Below are 25,668 nucleotides of genomic sequence, written 5' to 3'. Positions count from 1 at the left end.
AACCTAGAGCTTTTTTTGTTTCAATACTTAAGCTTTATTTATTGGTATGATGCAACTAATAAAGCATGGTCAGATGAATTTTGAAAGTAGTGTTTGTTTAGCTTTATAGGGTTGAATTTCTTTGAAATCCAAATTTGATCTAACTCCAACAATGGAATACCAAAAGGCCATGTAGCTGTAAAACCGTTGCTTTTTGAGTGGAAACTAGTAAAGTTGTTTTTAAGCTGTTTAAAATGAATGCTTTCATAAGGCGTATTGAAATCACCTAGAATAAAATCAAATGAGTGTGTTTCGTTGTAAAGTGCTATTTGTTCAAACGCTTCTGTTTTGTCTTTTAACGGACTTGCATAAAGATCAGTCATTAAAATAGAAAGTTCTTTGTTTTTAACTAAGGCTTTAATAAAGTTGAATCTGTAGTTATCACTTTTAGAAAGATAATTGGTTTCAATGATTGAACCTTTAATTCCAATGAGCATGTTTCCTTCCAAAACTTTAAATTCAAACTCAGAATGTAATTTGTTAAGAGTATTTAAGTCCTCGTTTGAAACATCTACAGCTTCAACAAATGATAGAATATTTGGGTTGTGTTCGCGGATGATATTTGAAATTATTTCGATAGGAAAGTGTTCTTTTTTAGCCACATTCCAAAATATTAAGGATGTGGTATTTTCAATGCTTGCCTTATTACTGAAGTAATAGTTGTTGAAAAAATAGAAAGTTAATAGAATTAATAAAGCAGAAAGAAGTAGAACTAGTTTTCTTTTTCTACAAAAAATAAAGCATAAAACAATACCATAAAAAATAATGGTTATAAGAGGTGTGCTGTAAAATACAGTGCTGATTAAAGGGAAATTGTCTTTTAAAACAAAATGAATTAAAAGCAGTATAACAAAGACTATTAAAGGGAAGTTACGATACTTTTTGATAAGCTTCATCATTACTATTTAACTGTTGATTTATGCTATTATTGTATAAAAAAAGCTCCAGATAATTCTGGAGCTTTTTCAGTTATTAATTACTAATGTAAATTATCCATTCGGATTTAAAATTGCATCAATACGCTCTAAGGCATCAGCAATATGAATTCTACTCATTTCATCAGCACCACGAGCCGAACGTAATTGGCTACGAAGTGATTTTAACTCAGCTCTTACAACTGCTCTAATATCTGATTGACTTGTGTTAACAGCAGTAGACTTTTGGTACCCTCCAAAATCAGGAGCTTTTCTTTGACTATCAGCAGTCATTAAATAGCCTAGTCTATCAATATGAGCACGTTGTAAATTACGTCTGTAAGTATCTATTTTTCTACCTGTACGTAATTCACTCCAAATACCTGAACGCATATCTTTCATCATGTCTGTTAACGAATATGCATTGTTACCATTGTATGTTTCAGCTTCGGTTAAACGTTGCATTTTACCTAAGCTCATAATGTTGTTTAATGTTCTTACCTGTATTCCTCTAACACGATCAACAGAACCTGAATACTCAATACGATCAAAAATGTTTTTGTCAATTAACCAATCTGGAGTATCAAATAATTGTTCTTGTATAAACTTCATTGCACGTTTTTGGTGGTCTTTAGGTACTGCAGTGTAAACAACACCATCTTGTTCAGCAGTTTTGTAATGCTCATATACACCACCAATATTGTTAGATACGTGTCCCATGTAACGGTTAAACTGAGACACTACATGACCGTACATTTCTTGTAAGTCATCATAACCTTCACCAGCTTCAGTTGTCCATGTGATTAAGTTTGGTACAATACGCTTTAAGTTTTTAATACCATATTCACTTGCTAACATAGCGTCGTCACCTAAATCTTCTGTTTGAGAGCTTGGGTCGTGAATATCACCTACTTGTTGGTGTCCAAATCTGTACATTGGGTCACCAGCATGCTTTGTAATCCAGCTGTTTAAGATTGGTTTTTCTTCTTCAGCAGTTTTGTCTAAAATAGGTCTGTAACCCCATTCAATAGCATATTTATCATAAACACCAATGTTTGGCATTAATGCAACACCTTCATCTCCTGGTTGCGCAACGTAGTTAAAACGTGCATAATCCATAATAGAAGGAGCTGTACCATACTTTTGAGTAAATTCAGCGTCTCTTAATTTTTCAACTGGGTAAGCAACACTACTTCCCATGTTATGTGGTAATCCTAATGTATGACCAACCTCATGAGCAGATACGAAACGAATTAAACGTCCCATAACTTCATCTCTAAACTCTGGGCTTTGAGCATCTGGGTTGATAGCTGCAGTTTGTACAAAGAACCAACCACGTAATAAAGACATAACGTTGTGGTACCAGTTAATATCACTTTCTAAAATTTCTCCTGTTCTTGGGTCACTTACGTGAGGTCCATTAGCATTTGGGATTGGAGATGCTAAATAACGTACTACAGAATATCTAACGTCTTCAGGACTCCATTCTGGGTCTTCCTCAACAGATGGAGGATCTTTTGCTATAATAGCTTCTTTAAAACCGGCTGCTTCAAAAGCTACTTGCCAATCTTCGATTCCTTGTTTAATATATTTTCTCCACTTTACAGGAGTTGCTCTATCAATGTAGTATACAATTTGTTTTTTAGGAACAACTAATTCTCCTCTTTTAAACTTTTCAATGTCTTCGTCTTTTACTTCTAGTCTCCAACGGTCTAAGTATTCAAGAGTTTTACTTCTTTGGTCACCAAGTCCGTAATCTGTTTGAGTGCTTGTAAACCATCCAACACGTTTGTCAAAATAACGACGTTTCATTGGGTTGTCTGGTAACAAAATCATTGAGTTGTTGATTTCTAATGAAATAGTTCCTGTGCTAGAGTTTGAAGGCGGATTTCCAGCTGCATACGTTTTTACGTGTCTAGCTTCAATGTTGTGAGGGTAACTTTTAATAGATTCAATAAAAGATTTATCGCTTTCCATTCTAGAAACTTTATAACCGCTTCTTCTAAACTGTGGTAGTCCTAAAGCTTTTACATCTTTTTCAAATAAAGGAGATGCGTCAATTACTGTACTCGTAGAGTCTTTTCCAATAGCTTTTACAGGGAACGTAAATAATACAGGCTCAAAGTTTGAGTTTACTACAGCTTCATGCACTGGAAGTGAGTCAGCAGCAACAACATTGTAAGATACTACTCTTAAAATTACTTTGTTACCTTTCTTTTGCCAACGTAATACTTGTTCGTTTTGTTTTCCACCACCAAAACCTAGTCCACTAGCAGTTTTAGCTATTCTTGTTACCATTAACATTTCACGCTCAAACAGAGAATCAGGGATTTCATAAAAGAAACTTTCATCAACTTGATGAACTGTAAATAGACCAGCATCACTTTTAGCATCTTTTGTGATTACTTTACTGTAAGGTTGTGGGTCGTTTTTTCCTGGTTTTTTAGAAGGTGCTTTGGCTGAAGCACTTGCTGAGGTTTTTGATTTGCTTGCTTTTTTTGTTGTTGAACAAGAGAACGCTAGGAACGCTGTTGCAACAAAAAGCAATTTAATAGAAAATCGTTTCAAAATATGTTGGTTTTAAATTAAGATGCGTGAAAATACGGAATACTTGAAAATTTTTAGAGGTCTTTTAGAGTTTTTTAGTATTTTTTTAACGTTAAATTAGTGTTATATAAAAAAAGCAGCTATTGATTTATAGCTGCTTTTTTATTTGTGAAGTTTATTCTTATTCTAGGGTTTCTAGATATGGTATAATTAAATCTAACGCTTCTTGATGAGGTGTTGTAACACCTATAAAAGGCATGCTGTAGCCTTCAATTGAAGTTTGAATTCTTGCCATAATGCTATAACGTCTTTCGTAAATAAAAGTATCTTCAAAATCTGATTCGTAGTCTAAGTTTAATGCTTCATAATAACTTTCGTTATGGAAACCACCAGCTGAATGACAATGCGCGCAGTTTACGTCAAAGTAAGCTCTAACACGCTTTTGAGTTGATAAAGAAGTGTCTTCCCAATTAGGTAATGTGCTTACTGTACTTGGGTCAGAAAGACCTGCAAGAAACATTCTGTCTTTTAAAGCTTGAAGTTGGTTAACATCATCAACGCTAAAATTAAGTGTTCTTAATTTTGGTCCTATTGGAGTCATTGCTCCATAAGTTTGGTGACAAGTAAAGCAATCATCATAAGATGGTACTTTATAATTAACATTTTTAGTGTCTCCGTTATTGTCAATCCAACTTACAGGAAGTTCTAAACCATCATTGTCTAGATAAGCTTCTGTTTGTGCTTCATTCCAAACATAATTACCTGCTTCCCATTCGCCATTTAACTTTATAAGAATTCTAGTTTCAATAATGTTTCTTCCTAGCGACTCGTCTCTGTCGTCAACATTGTAATAAAAGGTTTTTGCAATAACAGTATTGTCAGGGAAAAGTGGTAAACCGTCTCCGTTGTATATCATTTCTTCACCAAGCGGTAAAGCTATTAGCCTTTGTTTATGAGCGTAATCAGTGTAAAGTGCTGAATGTAATTCGTACTCAAAAGTATAAGTGCTAGGTTGTAAATTGGATAAATTTCCACTAAAAAGATTTAATTCAGAAAGTGTAGGTTTAAACTCAGGAATCACAGGATTAGGTAGCGTAGTAAAGCTTTTTACACTGGATAAAATACTCTCGTTACTGATGTCGCAAATGGTTTTTACGTAGTAATCATAAGTTGTATTAGCTGATAAGCCTGTAAATAAGTAGGAGTTATCATAAATTGTAAATGATTGTCCTGTGCCTAATTGAAATCCACTAACACCAAATTCAATTTTATAAACAGCATCTACATTGTCGTCTTCCCAATGCGCTATAGCTGATTGATATGTAATATTGGTTTCGGTTAAGTTGTAGGGAGTTATACACTCAGGAACTGTAATTTGGTCATCGTCATTATTACACGAAAAAAATAATGACATAAGCATTAAAGCTAGACTAAGTTTTTTCATTGTTTGGGTTAAAAATTGATTAATAGCTGAGCGAATGTAATAAAAAAAGTTGTTAATAAGCAGTTTAAATCGGTGTTGTGCTAGTTTTTTTCCTCAAAAAGAGCTGTTAAAATGTTTTCTTTTAGTTTACACATAAAAAAAGAACCGTTAATTAACGGTTCTTTTTAGTGATTATGTCGTTGATTTTAAGCTAATTCTACCAATAGGTTGTCATCAGTTTTATTAACTTTAGCTAACTTTTTACCAGTTAACCCTTTAATAGTTTTGTCCCATTTTTTGTTGCTAAGTGCAGACTGGGTTTTTAACTCATTAAGGTCAATAGGTGAGTTAGATTTTAAAATGTTGAATACTAGTTTTTCTTCCTCAGTCATTTCTACCTGTTTTTTTTCAGGTTTCATTTGAGGGAAGAATAATACTTCTTGAATACTTTGATTGTTGGTTAAAAACATGATTAAACGATCCATACCAATTCCCATTCCTGAAGTTGGTGGCATACCATATTCTAACGCACGTAAAAAGTCGTAATCTATAAACTCAGTAGCTTCGTCATCTCCTTTTTGAGCTAGCTTTAATTGATGCTCAAAACGTTCTTTTTGGTCAATTGGGTCGTTTAACTCAGAGTAAGCGTTTGCAATTTCTTTACCGCAAACCATAAGCTCAAAACGCTCAGTTAACTCAGGGTTTTCTCTATGTTCTTTACATAATGGGCTCATCTCTTTTGGATAGTCTGTAATGAAGGTTGGTTGTATGTAGTTGCCTTCACACTTTTCACCAAAAATTTCATCAATCAACTTACCTTTCCCCATGGTGTCATCAACTTCAATTCCCATGCCTTTTGCAGCAGTTCGAATCTCGTCTTCAGTCTTATTATAAATATCAAAACCTGTAAATTCTAAGATAGAATCGCGCATTGTAATACGCTTGTATGGTGCTTTAAAGCTTATGTTATGCTCTCCAAAAGTAGCTTCAGGAGTTCCGTTTACTGCAACAGCACAATGCTCTAGTAATTGCTCACAGAAATCCATCATCCAGTTATAATCTTTGTAAGACACATAAATCTCCATAGCTGTAAACTCAGGATTATGAGTACGATCCATACCTTCGTTACGGAAGTTTTTAGAAAACTCATATACACCTTCAAAACCACCAACAATTAAACGTTTTAAGTATAACTCGTTAGCAATACGCATGTATAGTGGAATGTCTAAACTATTGTGATGTGTTACAAAAGGTCTTGCTGCTGCACCACCAGGAATAGGTTGTAAAATAGGAGTTTCAACCTCAAAATAACCAGCATTATTAAAAAACTGACGCATAGCGTTAAACAGTTTTGTACGCTTAACGAATACTTCTTTTACATGAGGATTTACCACTAAATCAGCATAACGTTGTCTGTAACGTTGTTCAGGATCGGTAAATGCGTCATGAACTTTACCGTCAGCATCTACACGTGGTTGTGGTAATGGCTTAAGTGCCTTACTAAGTAAGGTAAAGTCGTTTACCATTACTGTTTTTTCGCCTACTTTGGTTTTAAAAAGTGTGCCTTCAACACCAATAAAGTCTCCTATATCTAGAAGTTTTTTGTAAACGTCGTTATATTTTGATTTGTCGTCACCAGAGCAAATTTCATCTCTGTTAAAATAAACTTGGATGCGACCTTCGCTATCTTGTAATTCAGCAAAACTAGCGCTTCCTTGTATACGACGAGACATTAAACGACCAGCAATAATTACTTTTTTACCTTCTTCAAAATCAGATTTTATTTGTTTTGAGGTATGGTCTACTGGATATAAATCGGCTGGATATGGGTTGATTCCCAAATCGCGAAGTTTGTTGAGTTTCTCTCTTCTTACTAATTCTTGTTCTGAAAGCTGCATGCTATTTGATTTTGAAATGCAAAATTACATTTTTTAACACAACTAGCACGCAACTTTTTAGGTTGATTTAACATTTTGACTCTAAAAAGTGTCAAACGGTTTTTAATAATTATCCTTCAGTATCACTCTTTAGAACTTCACCCTTAATTTTAAGGACTTTAGTAGGTTGATCTGCGTTAGACATTACTGTAATTGTTTTTTTGAATACTCCTAGTCTGTTTGTAGCGTATTTTACCGTAATCTCACTTGTTTCACCAGGTAAAATAGGAGTTCTTGAATACTCAGGAACTGTGCAACCACAAGAGGTTTTTACATTTGAAATTACTATTGGAGCTTCACCTGTATTGGTAAACTTAAACGTACGTTCTCCATCAGCATGTTGCGCAATTGTTCCGTAGTCGATTTCTTCTGTTTCAAAGGTAAGTTGACCAGCTTTTGCAGACTCTTGTGCAAAACCGAATCCTGAGATAAGCAAGCAAACAGCTAATGATAATTTTAAAATTAAACGGTTGTTCTTGTTTTGTAATGTTGAATAATTCATAATGTTTGTTTTTGATTAATACTTTCGCAAACATCAACATTACAATTAAAAAAAGAACATTTTTAGGGTTTGAAATGAGTACTAGTACCTGGTTTGAATTTTATTAACTATTTGTTAAATAGTGACTTAGCTTCGTCTCTAGATTGTACGTTTAGCTTTCGGTAAATGTTGTTTATATGTGTTTTTACTGTACTTAAACTCACAAAAAGGCTTTCAGCAATCTCTTTATTAGTGTTATCGTTAAGCAATAAGTCTAGTATTTTTTGCTCTTGATTGGTAAGTTGTTCTTTAGTTGTTTTATTGAATTGGTTTTTATTGGCTTTTAGTTTTAACCAAAACCATAAATTCCCAAGGATAGAAATCGCAAATAAAAGATAGAGCAAGTAAGTCCAATTAAAGCTAGAATTATGGCTGGTGTTGGATAGTATGTATTCATCTGAAGTTAGCTCACTTCTATATTGTTTGGTGTAAGGTGAGTTTGGATAACGCGCTTCTAAACGAGTCAATAAATCGTCGTAGTAGTTATTGTTTTTTAAATCTTCAAGATAGTAACTATGTACACTATTACTTCTTTCTGAGAGGAATGCATAAATGTAAAGCTCAGCAATTGGCTCGTTAAGTTGTTTGCCATAATCCTGTAGTGTTTTAAACCACTTTTTGTTGTTCAGTTTACGGTTGGCTTCACTTCTAAATTCACCAAAAGCAAAACGCATGTCTTCTTTAAGCGAGTCAATTTTTATAAACGCATTAGCTTGTTCGTTGTCAGATTTTACATCGCAAAACATTTGTTTATTGAACGAAAACGGAAAATTAATGGTGTCGTTGTGTTTAGCGATAAATACAATTTCTTTGCTATCATCACAATGTCCGCTAAAATGGTTGGCATCTTGTTCGTTTTCAATGCAATTGTCAACATGAATTCTGTAAATGCGATGTTCGTTTTCTAGCTGATTTCCTGTAAACTGAAAATAACCTAAAGAATCTGCTGTAACCTTAGCTATAATTTGTTCAGGATATACGCCTGAAATTTTTCTGTAGTCTTCAATAACAGATAAGTACACATTTTCGTGCCAATGTGCTTTATCAATTTGACCAGAAAATAAATGCTGCGCTTTACCATAAAACGACATCAAAACGAAGGCTACAAAAAGTGCTTTAAACCTCATGTCACGAATCTACTATAAAAAAATTAAACCTTATTGCGCTTAAGGGCAAATTTGTCAATTCGAGTGAATTTTGCAATAATAAATTGTAAAATTTGTATCGAGAATTAGAATTTGTACTAATAAATAGTTCTCGATACAATTTTTATAAACTAAAAATTACTCGAACTGACACTTCTTTATATTTTTATTAAAATTAAGAATGAAGGATAACTGATTTGTAACAAATGCTGAAATAGCACGTCAAATAAGTACATCAATCATTAAAACTAATCATCAATGAGTATTTGGAGAGTAATTTTATCCATAATCTGTCCGCCTTTGGCAGTTTTAGACAAAGGTTGTGGCTCAATAATTATCGTGTTTTTATTATGGCTTTGTGGCTGGGTTCCTGGAGTTATAGCAGCTTTGGTTATCTTAAATAATCCTGATCGATAAGCCTTTTTTCTAAAGCAGAATAAACCTATCTTTGTATCACTAATCATAATCTAAATTCAATACAATGAATAGAATTTTCCTACTAGTGGTATCTCTGGCAATGGTTTGCCTTACAAGTTGTCAATTTTCTGAAAACATTTACATTAATGAAGACGGAAGCGGTAAAATGGAGTTTTCCATGGATGCTTCAGAGTTGATGCAAATGGCTGGTGAAAAAATGAAAGAAGATGGTACTGAACGAATGGATTCTACCATTGTGTTTAAAGACTTTTTAGAAGAAAAAAGAGATAGTATTTCTAAGCTTCCACAAGAGGACCAAGATAAGCTTAAGGCTTTAGAGAACTTTAAAATGCACATGCTTATGGATACTGAAACTAGCGTTATGAAGTTTGATTTACTAACCGATTTTAAAGATGCTGGTGAGCTGCAAGATATGTTTCAAGCTATGAACAGTGTTAGTAACATGCAAGGTGAAGGTGGAATGAAACCTGCCGATGCTTCAAACCCGTTTTCTAGCTTAGGAAGTAATAGTGCTACAGATATTAAATATACTTTCAAGAAAGGTGTTTTTAAGCGTTCTGCTAAAATTATTGATACAGAACTTCACCAACAAGCTATGGATAGTTTAAGCTCTATGGAAATGATGTTTGCAACTTCAAACTATACATTGAATTATCATTTCCCTAAACCTATAAAATCAGTATCAAACGAAGCAGCCTTGTTTAGTGATGACCGTAAAAGTTTTACTCTAGAAGTTAACTTTATGGAGTCGTTAAAAAACCCTGCACTTTTAGATGTTGAAGTAATTTTAGAAGACTAATTTTTTGAACAAAACAATTGACATACAAGACTTAGGTTTAAAAGACTATAAAGACACTTGGGATTACCAAGAAGAGCTTTTTAAAAGCATTTTAGACCTAAAGATTCGCAATAGAAGAGAAGCTACTAATGAGCCTACAAGTAATTATTTTTTGTTTGTAGAGCATCCTCATGTGTACACCTTAGGGAAAAGTGGTGATATGTCTAACCTGCTTTTAAACGAGGAGCAGCTAAAAGACAAAGGAGCTACGTTTTATAAAATAAACAGAGGAGGAGATATTACCTATCATGGACCAGGTCAAATTGTTGGCTATCCTATTTTGGATTTAGATAACTTTTTTACCGATATTCATAAATACCTGAGATTACTAGAAGAAATGATTATTCTTACGCTTGCCGAATACGGTTTAAAAGCAGAGCGTAGTCCTGGAGAAACAGGTGTTTGGTTGGATGTAGGTACGCCATTTGCAAGAAAAATTTGCGCAATGGGAGTAAGAGCGAGTCGTTGGGTAACTATGCATGGTTTTGCACTTAACGTCAATGCTGATTTAGGCTATTTTGATAACATTATACCATGTGGTATAAGAGGAAAGGCTGTAACGTCGCTTAATGTAGAGTTGGGCGTAGAGCGTATAAGTATGCCTCAAGTAAAGGAAAAATTATTAAAACATTTTTCAACTCTATTTGAGGCAAAACTAAATACGGTTTCGGTTTAATATGCTGCTTGCTTAAGCTCGCCTGAAGCTATAGCTTTATCATAATCGGCAGAAACTGAGTTTAAGTAGTTAAAAAACTTCTTTCCGCTTTTTAATTTCAAAGTGATTTTTACAGTGTTGTCTTTGTTTTTAGTTACAGATTCTACTACTGCCAATTCACCAACTACATTTTTGTAAGACGCTACACTACCTCTTTTTACTAAAGTGTTTAAACGTGGAAAATCTACATGCGAGTAGGTTTCGCCACTAGCTTTACCAATAAGCAAAACGTCTCCTTCTTTAACAGTGTCTTGAGCTTGAATACTAAACGAAAAAAGTGCTAAAACTAAAATAAGAATTGATTTCATAATGTAAAGTATTGAATTAGTGTTATTTATTGTTTTTTATTGATTTCTTAAAATATACAATTTGAAATACGAATATACTAAAAAGCGCTATTATTTTTTGTTAATATAACACTAATGTTTTCAGTATAATAGTGGTTTTTAGGGTTGAAATAGAAGTTAAAAAGGGTACTTGCTTGTTGCTAATTAAGAAAATAATATAAAGGTGTTTTTTAGAAGTGTAGGCGAGAACAAGCAATTACTTATAGCCATTGTTGTAAGCCGTTTTTTTTAATTTATATTAATTTGTTCAAAATTCTGTTCTCTCAACATTTTTTTGAATTCAGTTCTACCCAAACTTTTATCTGTTCGATAATGCCAATGATAATAACCAAATTCAATGTTGTAATAATCTCTAGTTTGTTCAAATCCGATTCCAACTATTTTTCCAATGAATTCATTGAATACAGACTCGTCTTTTGTGTGTAGTTGAATTTTTTTATGTTCATCCAAGGTCAAATTTGTTTCTCCCTTTTTTGAATGAACCACAATGTCGATAAATCCGTTTTTTAAAGTTGATTCATTATTAAACCTTAAGAATTTGATTATATCTTCTTTTGAAATTAAATCTTTTCCTGCAAACAGTTCTGTTTGTTCATTTTCCCAATGGTCACGGATAAAAATCCAAAATCCGTCTGTGGCAGGTAAAAAGTCAATTGCATTAAAATAAGTCTCTATCAGTCGAGAATTATCTGCAACAAGTTCAAATTCAAATATTCCGTTGTCATTTTTGTTATAAGCAACAAAACATTCCTTTATTAAATCTGTTTCATATTCATTTTCGTCTGTTCCGAATGCAATTCCTGTTGGTGGTGTAAATTCCGTTTCTTCTCCTTTTAGTTCATAAGTACTGAAAGTTGGAAGCATAAAAATGTCCGAGTTAATTTTTACTGCATTTTCTGGTAATTCAAAACTCTCTAAATCATCTAGTCTACAAGTTTCAATTAATACTGGCTTTATTACACCTTCATTTTCTGCTGTTTTCATTGCTTTTGATAGGCAATCTCCGCAATGTGTTCCGTAAGTATAATAGTTCGAATAGACACCTGTTTTATCGTCTAAAGTTCCTTGTAATAGGAAGTACCAAAATTCTCGGTTTTTATTCATTTTTATCGGTCTGTTCAAATGGCTTACAACTTTATAAAGCCATGTTTAGTTTTCTTTGTTGAAAAAGCGCTTTGTAATAAGCTATGAATAAATTGCGGTTATACATTATTGTGTGTGGTTTTTTCATCTCAATTTATTTCTTTCATAAGCTCCTGAAATTGTTACAAAAAGTTCTTCAGTGTTACAATCAGTTAAAGCGCTTGAAATGAGAATACTTTTATTGTAATTCCAATTATGCATAAAAGTCAGAAATCTTTTCAGTAAATTTTTATTTTTAAGGATATCTCTATTCAGAGTCAACTCTATATTGTTTTTCTTAAACCTTTGTATTTTAGAAATATCTTTCCATTCTATTTTTCCCAATGATTCATACTTTGAATTGTCAATTAAAAATTCCTCCGTAATTTTTATGGAATACTTCCTTGAGAGTAGTATAATAAAGGAATATAGTACAGAAGATGAATATATAATTCCAATTATCCCAATTATTATAATACTTCTTTCGGTCATAAAAACTTTCCTAATATAAATTTCAGGATTTATTAAAAAAGAAATGAATATTAAAAGCAGTAGTACATAAAAAATCAGTCCAAATAAGACTTTACCTTTTTTAAACTTAAATTCTCTATACATTCTTTATTTTGTTCATTTTCAGTTGAGTTTTAATTACACACAACTTTATAAAGATAAGGATTGTTTTAATAATCTATATAGACTGTTAGATGAAGCTAGCTGAAAAATTTCACAAAGTCAAGCTTAGCCTTCTTCGTTAAAAAACACTTTGTAATAGTGCATTTTTTTAGCTTCATCATAGCCTCTTTCTAAATATTCGGCAGAGGCATCAGGTGCATCAACATCTAGTTTTATTTGTATGTTGGTGTCTAGCTTTATTTCGGTTTTTATTTTTTGTTTTTGCTTTTTAAGTACGACTTCAGAGACATCAAACTGGTTTCTCAGTACAAGGTTGTGGTCACTTTCATAGGTTTTCTTGTAGTCTTCAAAAAGCTGTATTCTATCTTCGTCATCAAAGACATCTTCTTTAAAGGTTTCAACGTTTATAATTTCGTTTTCCTTAAAAAAGTCAACCGTTTTAGCTAAAAAGTTACTTTGCTCTTGACCTCCAAACTGTGGTTGCATTACATCCTTTGAGAACTCTCGGCACATTTCGATATAGTTTTTAGTATGCTGGTTAGAGTCGTCAGGATATTTAACGTTTAAAAAGCTTTTAATCCAGTATTGCGTGTCGTAGTTATTGTTATCCACACTTAGTACAATTTTACCTTCGGTGTCAGCAGTATTAAGTATTATGCAGCCTTTATCAACCTTTTTGGTGGCTATACCTTTTTGTACAATAATATCGTAGCTATTGTTTTCTAAATAGGTTTGAAAAAAATGCGCTTTGTTTTCAATTTTAAAAATACCAACAGCGTCACACACATAGTCTTCATACTGTATATCATGAAGCATGCACACAATAACATCTCCTGTTTTTATTTGCGCAGAATTACTTTGCTCAAACAAATGTGTAACAATGTGTTTTGATACTTCAATAAAGTTGCTGTCATCGTTAAGTAATTGAGACGAGTAGGTGTTGATTTCGTTAAGCTCAATATTAGAATGATGATTGAACCTGTAGGTTTCGGCTACGCTAGTAAAAGGCCTTAAAAGATAAGGTACAATAAGGTCGTAGCTAACTTCGTCAAAATCTATAAGTTGCTCAGAAAACGCATTTTTTGTGCTGTTGAACTTATTACCGACTTTATGTAAGATGCATTTTGAGATAGATGCTTTGTTGCGCTTTATCATAGTATTTTTTTAAGGATACAATAGTACTAAAATTAGAGCTATTTTAAACAAAAAGCGCCAAAGTTTCCTTTGGCGCAATGAAGACTCAGGGACTTGAGATTTGGTTGCTATAATCTCATAACAAATCATCACCTACATGAGGATTGTCCGCTGTATAGTTAATAAAAGGTGTTTGAAAAAAATGTATTGTAATTGATTGATTAATAGCGTTTTTAAAAGTACAAAATTGATTTTTATATACAAAGAAAATGACGCTAATTAATTGATTTGATACAAAATAATGCTGTTAGTGTCGCCTTTAGTTACCACTTCAAGATTTCGGTCTTTATCAATATTATCCAATACAATAGCTGAATTACCATAAATAGGGAAATTGGCAATGGACTTTGCTTGACTGTCAAACAAGTAAATTTTCTTGGATTGAAGATCGGTAGTGGTGACATAAATCTTATCGTAAATGTAGAAAATTTGTGGTTCAGTGTATTCGCCATAATCTAGCTCAACCGTTTTAGATTTTATGTCTAGTTTATTTTCAGACAAAGTAACTAAGGTCTTACTGGTTGTGGTAAGCTTATGGTTTTCTTTTAAGTTAAGATTGGCACTACTAAATTTACCGTTTTGGTCAATTTGTACTAAAACACCATTGTTTGTTGTAGTGGTAAACTTGTTGTTGTATAGGTAAATGTTGTTGTTTGAAAAATCGATATCAGTACTTGCTTTAACTCTTGTTTTTCCTGTTCTGTCTAGGATTTCGAGTTTTTTGCCTTGCGAAAAGACAATATAATCTTTGTTTCCAATTCTAAAATGTTGCGGTTGTGTATTGATAGTGCTTGGTGCTTTTTTATACGTAAAGCCTTTAACTATTTTTCCGTCTTTATCATACATTAAAAGCGATTTACCTTGCGTAACCAGCAAACGGTAGTTTTTCTTTTTATCATAGTCAAATACTGAAAGCGGTTGCGTTATTTGATCATTAAACTTCAACGGAAAACCAGAAACGTCTTTACCATTTCTATCTAAAACATAAACTCTGTTTGAAGTAGCAAATACCAGTTGAAGTCTACCGTTTTTATAGCTATCAATTTGCTCAATAGGACCAAGTATTTTTCCTTCAAGCTGCTTTTTCCAATAAATTTTACCATCGTTAGAAATGAGGTAAAGATTGTTTTTTACATCTTGTACAACAATGTCTTTTTGATTGTTGGTATGGTTGGTAACTAATTGTGGATTGGTAAGTAAATCATCTTCTAAAGTAATCGTGGTTTCTTCAGAAATACTATTGGAAATACGCTTTGCTTTATGCTTTTTAATAATAGCGTTTACATGCGCAAAATCAGTATCATAGATGTATTGAATTGCAGACGATTGATAACCTGATAAGTCTAGGGTTTTTTCTTCTGAAAAATTGGTGTTTAAAACAGTGTTAAGTCTTGAAGCATTTCCGTAAATTAAAATAGAAGCTTCGTCACTTAAATTTTGCATAATACGACTGTAATGATCTTGTTCAAAAAGCGTAGTGTTATTTTGATAATTTGAAATGATTTCTTTTAAAAAATCAATGTCATTTGAAAACACAAAAAAGTCCTCAATTTTCAAATAATTTGAAGCTGAAGAATTGGTGATTAAAGGCGAGAAATAATCGCTGATTAATTCTGGTGATTTAAACTCGTAAACATCAATGTCTCTGAAGGTTTCAATAGGATTAGATGTATCTAAATTAGCAGCAGTTGTAGTTGGGTCCAACGAGTTGAAAAACACAGCTGTTTTGTTGTTAGAATATAGTGTGCCAACCTCTATAATATTGTCAAAAATTTCGGTTTCAATTTCAGTGGAATCTTTAGGGTAGAATTTATCTAAATTCTCTTTAAAAATTTTAATATCATTAAATGTGTAACTCACAAAAGCATCAGTATCTTTTGGACTGATTTTACTAATCAAATTTTCTTGGGGAAATGTGCCTTTAAAACTGTTTATTAAGCTTTGTGATGAGTCGGTTGCTTTTGTAATTCCGTTGCTTAAAATATCGTCTTGCAACACATCAACATCCAGCATTAAATAATTGCTAAACTGTAAATTGTTTAAGGAGTCAGAAAGAAAAGCTTTAGGGAAGTAGTGTTGCCCTTTAGATTTTGAAATTATTGAAAAGGTTTTAGAGTTGTCGGTTGTTGAGTAAATTTTTCTAAACTCGTCATCAACAGTATTGTTGTTTTCAATAGAGGACTCTAAAGTCTTAAGTCTGTTGGATGCAATAAAAATACTATCAACAATTGTGCTGTAAATAATCTTATTGTTAATAGTAGACTTAGTTATAGATTTAGTTTTTGATGAAACCGTTTCTGAAATTATATTCGGAATAGAGTCGGTTTTAAAAATATCTTTATGAAATCTGCTAATAACAGAAAATTCTAAACTATCGTTAGCATCTTTATTAAGGCAAATTAAAACATCGCTGTTTGGATTGAAATAATCCAGCGGTTTGAAGTTTTGCTCTAAATTTTTAAATTCAGAATAACTTGAGAGCTTATCAATTAACGTATTGCTTTTTAGTCCGCTTTTTAAACCTTCAATGTTTTTAGATTTTATAACAAGAGTAGCATTGCTAGGAATAAGATCAACAAGTTTCTTTGCTTTATTACTGTTGTTGTCACAACTTGAAAATAATACAGCAAATATAAAAAATGCAAATAGGTGTTTCATTAAGAGGGTTTTTGCAAATATAAAAAGTTATAAGTCTAATTTTAATTGTTCAGGTAATAATCTAAACGAGGTTCTATGGTACTTTGTTATACCATATTTTTTTAAAGCTTCTCTATGTTGTTTTGTTGGGTATCCTTTGTTTTGTGCCCAATTGTATTGAGGGAATTCTTCATGTATTTGCTTCATGTACAAATCTCTTTCGGTTTTAGCAATTATCGAAGCAGCTGCAATACTAAGGTATTTACTATCTCCTTTTATAATGGTTTCATGAGGAATACTATTATAAGGTTTAAACTTGTTACCATCAACAATTATAAATTCAGGTTCAACACTTAGTCCTTCAATAGATTTGTGCATTGCTAAAATAGACGCATTTAATATATTGATTTTATCAATCTCATCTTGCCAAACATGAGTATAGCATAAAGCAAGAGCTTCTTGTTCTATAATAGACTTAAGTTTAAAACGATTTTTGTGAGATAGCTGTTTAGAATCGTTAAGTAATGAGTTTTTAAATGATTTAGGAAGTATAACAGCAGCAGCTGTAACAGGACCAGCTAGACAGCCTCTGCCTGCTTCGTCAGTTCCACATTCAAGAGTATGTTTTGAAAAGGTGTGTATAAGACTCAAAAGTAAATTTTTGTTAAAAATAAAACATTAGAAAGAAATCAAATAAAAATTAAAAATGCTAAAAACTTAATGTAAATGTTAAAATTGCTAAAACATTAAGTTTCATGGTGGTTTTGTTAACATTTTTTTATGAGAAACACTTGGATATTTAATATATTATTAAGATGTTTGCGCTAGACTAACTCAAATAATTGTTTTATGAAATTAAAGTTAACATGGTTAATGACGCTATTTATGGCGTTTGTGATGCAGTTTTCTTTTGCACAAGAGAAGACTATCACTGGAACAGTTACATCAGCAGCAGATGGCTTGCCATTGCCTGGTGTAAATGTAATTGTAAAAGGAACTACTAGAGGAGTTCAAACAGATTTTGATGGAAATTATTCTATTCAAGCTAATGTTGGAGAAACTTTAGTCTTTTCTTTTGTAAGTATGAAAACTACCGAATTAAAAGTAGGAGCAAGTAATACTATTAATTTATCAATGGAAGAAGATGTTGCGGTATTACAAGAAGTTGTTGTTGTAGGTTTCAATACAAAATCTAGAGATCAATTAACTTCAGCAGTATCAAACGTAACTTCTGAAGACCTTGAAAGAATTGCACCTTCTGTAAGTATTGATAATATGCTTCAGGGTCAGGCATCTGGTGTTCAAGTAACAGCTCAGAACGGTAAGCCTGGTCAAACGGCATTTATACGTGTTCGTGGTATTGGATCAATTAACGCTGGTAACCAACCATTATATATTGTGGATGGTGCTCAGATTAACGAAGAAGATGTAAATGCTATTAACCCTAACGAGATTGAAAGTATCAGTGTTCTTAAAGATGCTGCTTCTACATCTATTTATGGTGCTCGTGGTGGTAATGGTGTTGTACTTATCACAACTAAAAGAGGTGGTAAAGACAAAGATGCTGTTTTTAGAATTAACTCAAGAATTGGATTTAACAGAAGACTTAAAGACAATTTTGAAATGATGAATGCGGCTCAAAAACTTCAGTATGAAAGAGAATTAGGAGCTTACGGTTTAAACGTAGGTGAAGGTTCTTCTATTAGTTCTGATGCAGAGTATAATCGCTTAGTTGCTTTAGGGCACAACTGGGAAGATGATTTATTACAAGATGGTGTTGTACAATCTATTAGTTTTTCTGCACAAGGTGGAGAAGATAAAACTAGATATTTCTTCTCATTAGGATATGATGAAGATACTGGTATTATTGAAACTTTAGACGCTTACAACAGACTTTCTGGTCGTTTAAACGTTGACTATGATGCTAAAGAGTGGGCAACAATTGGAACAAGTTTATCTTTCTCATCTATTGAGACTACAGATCCAAGAGATAGAAATAACGTTCAAAACCCATTTAGAGCTATTTATGATTACAATCCTTATGAAACTGTATATGTACAGGATGATGCAGGTAATTTAATTTTAGATGCTAACGGTCAGCCACAGTTTAACGCAACTTCTGCAGGTTATCCTGTTCTTGCTGAGCTTACTCAAAATATATCTTCAAGATTCTACAATCGTGTGATTGGTAACTTATTCTTAGATTTAAGATTACATGATAACTTAACATTTAGAACTCAAGGTTCAGGTGTTTACGAACAATATAGAAGAGAAAACTACTTACAACCAGGATCTGTTTTAGATTTAATTGTTAACGGAGGAGTTCCTACAGGTAGTAAAACTGATAATGGAAGCTTTGACTTCACATATACTTGGTTAAACAAGTTAACGTATAACAATACATTTAATGAAGTACACAATTTAGAAGTTACTGCATTAACTGAATATATTGCTAATAACTTCAGATCTTATTCTGCTAATGGACAAGGGTTCACTGTAGGAGGACCATCTGTTTTAGATGCAGCAGCAACTCCTTTTGCAGTAGCTGGAGCACGTTCAGAGTACTCAATATTCTCTGTTGCAGGAAACGTTGATTATAACTACGATGATAGATATATCGTTACAGGTACTATTAGACGAGATGGTTCATCTCGATTTGGTAAGAATACAAAATACGGTACATTCTTCAGTGGTAGTGTTGCTTGGAATATCTCAAACGAAGAGTTTTTAGCAAATAACGACATAATAAGCAACTTAAAGTTAAGAGCATCAGCTGGTACTTCTGGTAACGACCAAATTGGACGTTATGCTTCAATTACCACTTATGGTCCTGTAGCTTATAACAATGGACTTAATGGTATTGTTCCTTTTAACATTGGTGATCCTAACTTAAGTTGGGAGGAGAACTTTAACTACGGTGTAGGTGTTGAGTTTGGTTTATTTAAAAACAGAGTAAGAGGTTTAATCGATTATTATAACAGAACGACTTCTGAATTATTACTTAACGAGCAATTACCGTTTACAACTGGTGGATATGCAGTTACAGGTAACCTTGGTGAAATGGTTAATAAAGGTTGGGAATTTGAATTATCAGCTGATATTATCCGTAACCAAGACTTTAGATGGACAGTATCTGGTAACTTAAACCTTTATGATAATGAAGTTACTAAGTTAACTAACACAGGTGAGGATTTATTTACTACTTCTAACTATTACACAATTCTTAGAGTTGGAGAAGAAGTTAACACATTCTACATTCCTAGATATGCAGGAGTGAATCCAGCAAATGGTGATGCTTTATATTATGATACTGATGGTAATATTACTAATGAAGCTGCAGGTAATGAAGTAGCATTGTCTGGTAAGTCTCCATTTGCAGAATTAGACGGAAGCATTAGCACAACTTTAGATTATAAAGGATGGGATTTATCTGCTAACTTTTATTTCAAGCAAGGTAACTATATTTATAACTTAATGGAAATGAATATGTTAAGTGATGGTGATAATGCTAATTCAAACCAAAGAGTAGATGCATTTAACTATTGGACAACTCCTGGTGATACTAACGTACTTCCTAGACCAAATAATGACACTAATCAAACATCTGATAGATTTTTACAAAAAGGTGATTACATTAGATTAAGAAGTTTACAGTTAGGATATAATCTTCCTAGTAAGTTCACAGAAAAAATGTCAATCGATGCTTTAAGAATTTATGTTTCTGGAACTAACTTATGGACATATGCACCTCACTATAAAGGTGATCCAGAAGTTGGTATTGGTTCAGGTGAAACACAAGGAACTAATGTAATTCCTGGGGAGTTCTCACTTTACAGTTACCCTACAACAAGAAACCTATCTTTAGGAATCGATTTAAAATTTTAAAAAATATTTGATATGAAAAAATATATTTATTTGTTAACATTAAGTTTAATCTTTTTCTCTTGCGATGAAAGATTAGATTTGAATCCTTATGGTTCTACAGGTGCAGAGGTTGCTCTTGTAACACCAGCTGATTTTGAGAACGCCATTAATGGTATGTATACTCAAATGGAGTCAGCAAACTATTATGGAGCTAACTTTATGTCTTTTCCAGACGTATTAACAGACAATTTGATTTATAACCCAGATGGGAGACAAACTCAAAGAGTAACATACGAGTGGAGATATAATGCAAATGCTACACAAGGAGCTTTTATGGCTCAAGCATACAGAGTGATTCAACAAGCTAATTTTATTTTAGAAAATATTGACAGACTTGAAGAAGGAAGTCAAAAAAATAATATTAGGGCACAAGCTTTAGCTGGTAGAGCATTATCTCATTTTAACCTATGTAATTTATTTGGTAAAATACCAACACAATCTGCTGATGCAGGGAGCGCTTTAGGTATGCCTTACTTAACTAGTTCTGATATTCGTCAAACACCGGCTAGAAATACAGTTAGCGAAGTTTATGATAATATCATAACTGATTTACAAACAGCAGCTAATCAAATTAGCTCTGAAAATGGTATTGAAAGATTTAACAGAAATGCTGTATATGGATTATTATCTAGAGTTCATTTATATGCAGGAAATATGCCAGATGTTGTAACTGCAGCTAATCAAGTTACTGCAAGTGTTAGTACAACTGCAAACTTTCCAAGTATTTGGGATGATTCAAGTGATGACGGTGTGCTTTTTGAATTAAAAAACTTCGATGCTGATACTAATGTGTCAACAGGAGTACCATACAGTCAAACATTAACTGACGGAATTTATTCTGAGTACGTTGTTGAATTTGGATTAAACAACTTATATCAGCCATCTGACATCCGTAGATTTGCTTATATTGATACTAGTCCATTTGGTTCTACTGGAATTTACAACCACGTAGCAAAGTATTTATCTAGCTCTGTTAACACTGGTTCAGGTGTAGTAGACTCTAAGGTAATTAGAGCTGCTGAAGTTCAATTAAACAAAGCAGAAGCTTTAGCGTCAATGACAGGACAAGATGGTGCTGCTTTGGCTGCATTAGATTTAGTAAGATCTAACAGATATGCTGGTTTTGTTAGTGGTGGAGAAACTGGACAAGCACTTAAAGATGCTATTCAGTTAGAAAGAAGACTTGAGTTAGCTTTTGAAGGTCACCGTTTCTTTGACGTTAAGAGACAAGGTTTACCTATCAACAGAACTAATGCTGGTGAGTTTTTTGATGGAACAGGAACACCTCCATTATTCTTAACACTTACTGCTTCTGATCACAGATTTCAATTACCTATTCCAAAAAGTGAAATTGATGTAAATCCTAACATGGAGCAAAACCCAGGATACTAATTATAAAAATCAAAACAATGAAAAAAATATTTTATTTATCAGTCATTCTTTTGTCAATGGTATTAGTATCATGTGATGAAGATGATAACGTACACCAATATACTGGTAACAGTATTGTATATTTTGATGGAGCAACTACTTCTTCATTATTAGTTCCAACTGCTGGAGCAACTAAAGAAGTTGTATTAGTTGCAACTAATTTGAGTGATGCTGCACGATCTTTCTCTGTATCTGTTGATGCAGAATCAACTGCACAAGAAGGTGTTGATTTCAATTTAGTGACTAACTCAATTACTATTGCTGCTGGAGAGTACTCTGGTTCATTAGTTATAGAAGGTCTTTATGATGGTGCAGATCCTGACGGAACACGTTTAATATTAAACTTAGATTCTGAAAATGCTGAAGTAGCAGGTTTTAGTAATTCTTATAGCTTAGATATCTTTAAGCAATGTGAGTCTGATTTATCAGGTTCTTATTCTGTAACTACTACTTACGGTTATCATGACTTTTTACCAGATTATAATCCAAGTACAATAGATGCTGATATTACTGAAGTTGATGCTGGTGTTTATTCTGTATCTGATTTCTCTGGTGGATTGTATAGCGAAGGTCCTTATGCTGGTGCATATGGAACAGATGCGGCAGATAACACATTAGTTTTTACAGATTTCTGTGGAAATATAAGTTGGGAAGGTCAAACTGATCCATGGGGTGATATTATTCCATTAGATGGTGGAACTAATTCTGTTGATTCAGGAACAGGTGTGATTACATTATCTTGGTATTGTACAGGTTATGGAGAAAATGGAGTTTCAGTTTATACTCCTCAATAACATTTAATTTAACACTATTATTATGAAGAAAATATTAAAAATAAGTTTAGTTCTATTAACATTTATTGGGTTTGTATCTTGTGATAGTACAGATGATGATACAAGCTATTTAGATAATAGAACTCCTGTAGCATATTTTGTGCCAGGAAATAGTGGAACACTTTTAGTTGAAGAAGAGGCTCCTGCAGTATACACAGTTACAGTAGGTATATCTGAAGCTCAAGCAACAGATAGATCATATGTAGTTTCTGTAGATCCTTCATCAACAGCTCAAAGTGGTGTAGACTATAGCATTAATCTTAGTAACCTAGTAATTCCAGCAGGTTCTGTTGTAGGAACTTTTACTGTAACAGGTATTTATGCAGGAACTACTTTAGCGGGTAGCTCATTAAAGCTTAATCTAGACAGTGTTGAGGAAACTAGTGTTTTAGCTAGAAGTCAATTCAATTTGTCAATTTTTAGATCATGTCCAGTAGATTCTGATTTCTTAACTGGTTCTTACATGATGCAACAAATATCAGGAACGGCTCCTTTTGGTATCGGTTCTGCTTTTGGAGGTAATCAAATAGTTGACATAACTGCAGATGCTAACACGCGTACATTTAATTATGTATACGCTCCAGGATCTTTCGACTCTCCTTATTTCATGACATTAGACTTAATATGTGGTAATGTATTTGTTTCTGGAACTATTCAACCAGGTAATGGTACATTAGGTTGTGGTAATGGTAGTATCGGTCAATCTACAGGTTCTACACCAGGAACATATGATTCTGCAGACGATTCTGAAGTAACTGTAAATATTTTAGATTTTGAACCAGATTCTGGTTGTGCTACTAATTATGAAGCTGTAATCAAGCTTATTAAGCAGTAAATACAAATCATATTTTATAAAAACCCACTTTTAAAGTGGGTTTTTTTATACATAATATTCACCTATAATTCTCGTTTTAAATATTTACTTTTGCATCAAGTATATCAAAAGCATATGAAAAACCTTCTTTGTATTGTATTATTTTTTTTTAGTTTAAAAGGATTAGCTCAAGAAATTTCTGTTGATAAAGCTGCATTAAAGAGAAATCAAGTTGTCAATGATACAATGCGAAGTTCAAATAAGAGTACTTCAAATAAAAATATAAAGAACCAAGATGCTACAATTGACTTATATAAAATAATATCTTTTGAAAACGATACCACTATTGTTGATACCAGTTTAACAATAAAAAAGGAGTATAAGTTTAACTATTTAAGAAAGGATAACTTTGAGTTACTTAACTTTTCAAATCTTGGACAGACATATAATACATTAAGTTCTAATTTTTACTCCGAGAGAACAATGCCTCTTTTTGGAGCAAGAGCAAGACATTTTAATTATATGCAAATTGAAGACATTAATTATTATCACGTTCCAACCCCTTTTACAGAACTTCTTTATAAATCTGCTTTTGAACAAGGTCAACTATTAGACGCCTTCTTTACAGTTAATACTTCTGAACAACTAAATTTTTCTATTGCATACAAAGGACTTCGTTCGTTAGGAAAATACCAGCACATATTAACAAGTACTGGTAATTTTAGGTTTACTACCAATTACACTACAAAAAATAGAAGATACAAGGTTAGAGCTCACATTGTCATGCAAGATTTAATGAACCAAGAAAATGGAGGTTTGCAAGATGAAGACTTAGTAAATTTTGAAACTGGAGATGAAGAGTTTTTAGACCGTTCTGTATTTGATCCAAATTTTGAAAATGCTGAAAGCATACTAGAAGGTAAGAGGTTTCATCTAGAGCACCAATACCAAATCACCAAAGCTCAAGACTCATTAGCTAATAATACCCTAATAATCGGTAACAATATTTCTTTTGAAGATAAATATTACCAATTTACACAAACTACCCAAAACGATTATTTTGGTGACGCTTTTTTAAGCAGTAGTATTAATGACAAAGTAACTTTAGAAGATTTCTACAATAGGTTTTATGCAAGTTATCATAATAAAGATATTGGTCATTTAAGATTAAATCTCGATTACAATAATTTTAACTATGGATATGATACAGTTGTGTTTTTAGATGACAATAGTATCACTAATAGAATAAAGGGAGATGTTTTATCTGTAGGAGGAGCATATAATAAATCTTTCAACAAGTTTAGTATAGAAGGAGAACTAGGGGTTAACGTTTCTGGAGATTTTGAGGGAAACTTTTTTAAAGCTAAAGCCTCCTATAAAATTAATGACAATACTAAAGCTTTAGCAACATTCAATTCAAGTTCTAGAGCACCAAATTATAACTTTCAATTATACCAAAGCGACTATTTAAACTATAATTGGGATAACACTAGCTTATTTAAAAATATTAATACACAACAAATAGCTTTTCAATTACAGTCTAAAAAAATTGCAAACCTTTCTTTTGATTATACTATAATTGATAATTACACCTATTTTCAAAAAGAAACTGACACTACGTTTGTAAAACCATATCAAGCTAATTCCTCAATTAATTATTTTAGATTAAAACTTAATAAAGAAATTAAGTATGGGAAATTTGCATTAGACAACACCATCATGTATCAAGAAGTACTAAATGGAGAAAACATATTAAATGTACCAAAAATAATAACTAGGAATACATTATACTATTCTAATCACTTCTTTAAAAAAGCACTCTATTTACAAACAGGAGTCATATTTAATTATTTCTCCGAATATAATATGAATGCTTACGATCCAGTACTTGCTGAATTTTACGTTCAAAACAATACTAAAATAGGAAACTTTCCGAGGCTAGACTTTTTTATCAATGCAAAAGTTCGTCAAACAAGAATCTATTTAAAAGCAGAACATTTTAACTCAGCTTGGACAGGTTATAATTATTACTCGGCTCCCAATTATCCATACCGAGACTTCACAGTAAGATTTGGTGTTGTGTGGAACTTCTTTTTATAAACTTTTATTACACCTATACTATACATATAGTTAATAGTGATTAATAGTGTAGAGTTATTTTGTGTGTTTTAAGTGTATGTATATATATGTTTAAAG

General features: G+C 32.5%; 20 protein-coding genes. 8 read left to right on the top strand and 12 right to left on the bottom strand.

Annotation, left to right across the window (positions count from 1 at the left end; genetic code table 11):
* Positions 1-38: 38 nt before the first annotated feature.
* From OD803_RS13040 to OD803_RS13015, 6 genes are all read right to left on the bottom strand, one after another.
* Positions 39-935 carry an endonuclease/exonuclease/phosphatase family protein gene (locus OD803_RS13040; protein ID WP_262733758.1) on the bottom strand — a complete coding sequence of 299 codons (897 nt, stop codon included), beginning with the start codon at positions 933-935 and terminating at the stop codon, positions 39-41.
* A gap of 93 nt (positions 936-1,028) precedes the next feature.
* Positions 1,029-3,524 (bottom strand): zinc-dependent metalloprotease, encoded by a 2,496-nt coding sequence (locus OD803_RS13035; protein ID WP_262733809.1) that lies wholly within the window; start codon positions 3,522-3,524, stop codon positions 1,029-1,031.
* Between the two features lie 157 nt (positions 3,525-3,681).
* Positions 3,682-4,944 carry a hypothetical protein gene (locus tag OD803_RS13030; protein ID WP_262733756.1) on the bottom strand — a complete coding sequence of 421 codons (1,263 nt, stop codon included), beginning with the start codon at positions 4,942-4,944 and terminating at the stop codon, positions 3,682-3,684.
* 185 nt (positions 4,945-5,129) lie between these two features.
* On the bottom strand, positions 5,130-6,821 hold the full coding sequence (lysS, locus tag OD803_RS13025; protein ID WP_262733755.1) for a lysine--tRNA ligase: 1,692 nt from the start codon (positions 6,819-6,821) through the stop codon (positions 5,130-5,132).
* 109 nt (positions 6,822-6,930) lie between these two features.
* A complete protein-coding gene (locus OD803_RS13020) occupies positions 6,931-7,362 on the bottom strand; it encodes a DUF1573 domain-containing protein (RefSeq protein ID WP_262733753.1) in 432 nt (143 codons plus the stop codon).
* A 107-nt stretch (positions 7,363-7,469) separates the two neighbouring features.
* Positions 7,470-8,528: a helix-turn-helix domain-containing protein gene (locus OD803_RS13015; protein ID WP_262733751.1), complete on the bottom strand. Its 1,059-nt coding sequence runs from the start codon at positions 8,526-8,528 to the stop codon at positions 7,470-7,472.
* Between the two features lie 276 nt (positions 8,529-8,804).
* Here OD803_RS13015 and OD803_RS13010 point away from each other — a divergent pair, with 276 nt between their 5' ends.
* From OD803_RS13010 to lipB, 3 genes are all read left to right on the top strand, one after another.
* Positions 8,805-8,963 carry a YqaE/Pmp3 family membrane protein gene (locus OD803_RS13010; protein WP_129761015.1) on the top strand — a complete coding sequence of 53 codons (159 nt, stop codon included), beginning with the start codon at positions 8,805-8,807 and terminating at the stop codon, positions 8,961-8,963.
* Between the two features lie 64 nt (positions 8,964-9,027).
* Positions 9,028-9,783: a hypothetical protein gene (locus tag OD803_RS13005; protein WP_262733749.1), complete on the top strand. Its 756-nt coding sequence runs from the start codon at positions 9,028-9,030 to the stop codon at positions 9,781-9,783.
* Positions 9,784-9,787: 4 nt separating this feature from the next.
* Positions 9,788-10,498: a lipoyl(octanoyl) transferase LipB gene (gene lipB / locus OD803_RS13000; protein WP_262733748.1), complete on the top strand. Its 711-nt coding sequence runs from the start codon at positions 9,788-9,790 to the stop codon at positions 10,496-10,498.
* Here lipB and OD803_RS12995 read toward each other — a convergent pair.
* The 6 genes from OD803_RS12995 to OD803_RS12975 all read right to left on the bottom strand — a co-directional run bounded on the left by OD803_RS12995 (position 10,495) and on the right by OD803_RS12975 (position 17,121).
* Positions 10,495-10,845, bottom strand: a complete 351-nt coding sequence (locus OD803_RS12995; RefSeq protein WP_262733746.1) for a hypothetical protein — start codon at positions 10,843-10,845, stop codon at positions 10,495-10,497. The genes lipB and OD803_RS12995 overlap by 4 nt on opposite strands.
* 267 nt (positions 10,846-11,112) lie before the next feature.
* Positions 11,113-11,988, bottom strand: coding sequence for a hypothetical protein (locus OD803_RS12990; protein ID WP_262733744.1), 876 nt, complete (start codon positions 11,986-11,988; stop codon positions 11,113-11,115).
* 123 nt (positions 11,989-12,111) lie between these two features.
* On the bottom strand, positions 12,112-12,621 hold the full coding sequence (locus tag OD803_RS14685; protein ID WP_442899863.1) for an STM3941 family protein: 510 nt from the start codon (positions 12,619-12,621) through the stop codon (positions 12,112-12,114).
* A 123-nt stretch (positions 12,622-12,744) separates the two neighbouring features.
* On the bottom strand, positions 12,745-13,794 hold the full coding sequence (locus OD803_RS12985) for a nucleoid-associated protein (RefSeq protein WP_129761007.1): 1,050 nt from the start codon (positions 13,792-13,794) through the stop codon (positions 12,745-12,747).
* Between the two features lie 258 nt (positions 13,795-14,052).
* Positions 14,053-16,491, bottom strand: a complete 2,439-nt coding sequence (locus OD803_RS12980) for a ribonuclease HII (RefSeq protein WP_262733743.1) — start codon at positions 16,489-16,491, stop codon at positions 14,053-14,055.
* 27 nt (positions 16,492-16,518) lie between these two features.
* Positions 16,519-17,121 carry a ribonuclease HII gene (locus OD803_RS12975; protein WP_262733742.1) on the bottom strand — a complete coding sequence of 201 codons (603 nt, stop codon included), beginning with the start codon at positions 17,119-17,121 and terminating at the stop codon, positions 16,519-16,521.
* A gap of 198 nt (positions 17,122-17,319) precedes the next feature.
* On the opposite strand from OD803_RS12975, the gene OD803_RS12970 reads away from it, so the two are divergent.
* From OD803_RS12970 to OD803_RS12950, 5 genes are all read left to right on the top strand, one after another.
* The gene (locus OD803_RS12970; RefSeq protein ID WP_129761004.1) at positions 17,320-20,355 is read left to right on the top strand and encodes a SusC/RagA family TonB-linked outer membrane protein; all 3,036 of its coding nucleotides are present in this window, start codon (positions 17,320-17,322) and stop codon (positions 20,353-20,355) included.
* Positions 20,356-20,367: 12 nt separating this feature from the next.
* Positions 20,368-21,786, top strand: a complete 1,419-nt coding sequence (locus tag OD803_RS12965; RefSeq protein WP_262733740.1) for a RagB/SusD family nutrient uptake outer membrane protein — start codon at positions 20,368-20,370, stop codon at positions 21,784-21,786.
* 17 nt (positions 21,787-21,803) lie between these two features.
* The gene (locus OD803_RS12960; RefSeq protein ID WP_262733739.1) at positions 21,804-22,619 is read left to right on the top strand and encodes a DUF4843 domain-containing protein; all 816 of its coding nucleotides are present in this window, start codon (positions 21,804-21,806) and stop codon (positions 22,617-22,619) included.
* Positions 22,620-22,641: 22 nt separating this feature from the next.
* A complete protein-coding gene (locus OD803_RS12955; protein WP_129761001.1) occupies positions 22,642-23,493 on the top strand; it encodes a hypothetical protein in 852 nt (283 codons plus the stop codon).
* Positions 23,494-23,607: 114 nt separating this feature from the next.
* Entirely contained in the window at positions 23,608-25,572 is a 1,965-nt protein-coding gene (locus OD803_RS12950; protein ID WP_262733737.1) for a putative porin, read from the top strand.
* Positions 25,573-25,668: the final 96 nt, after the last annotated feature.

Origin of the sequence: Gaetbulibacter sp. NE (genome assembly GCF_025548475.1) — a bacterium.
GTDB lineage: Bacteria > Bacteroidota > Bacteroidia > Flavobacteriales > Flavobacteriaceae > Gaetbulibacter_B > Gaetbulibacter_B jejuensis.
Note: the sequence above shows the minus strand (reverse complement) of the source record. Positions and strands in the feature narration are given on the sequence as shown.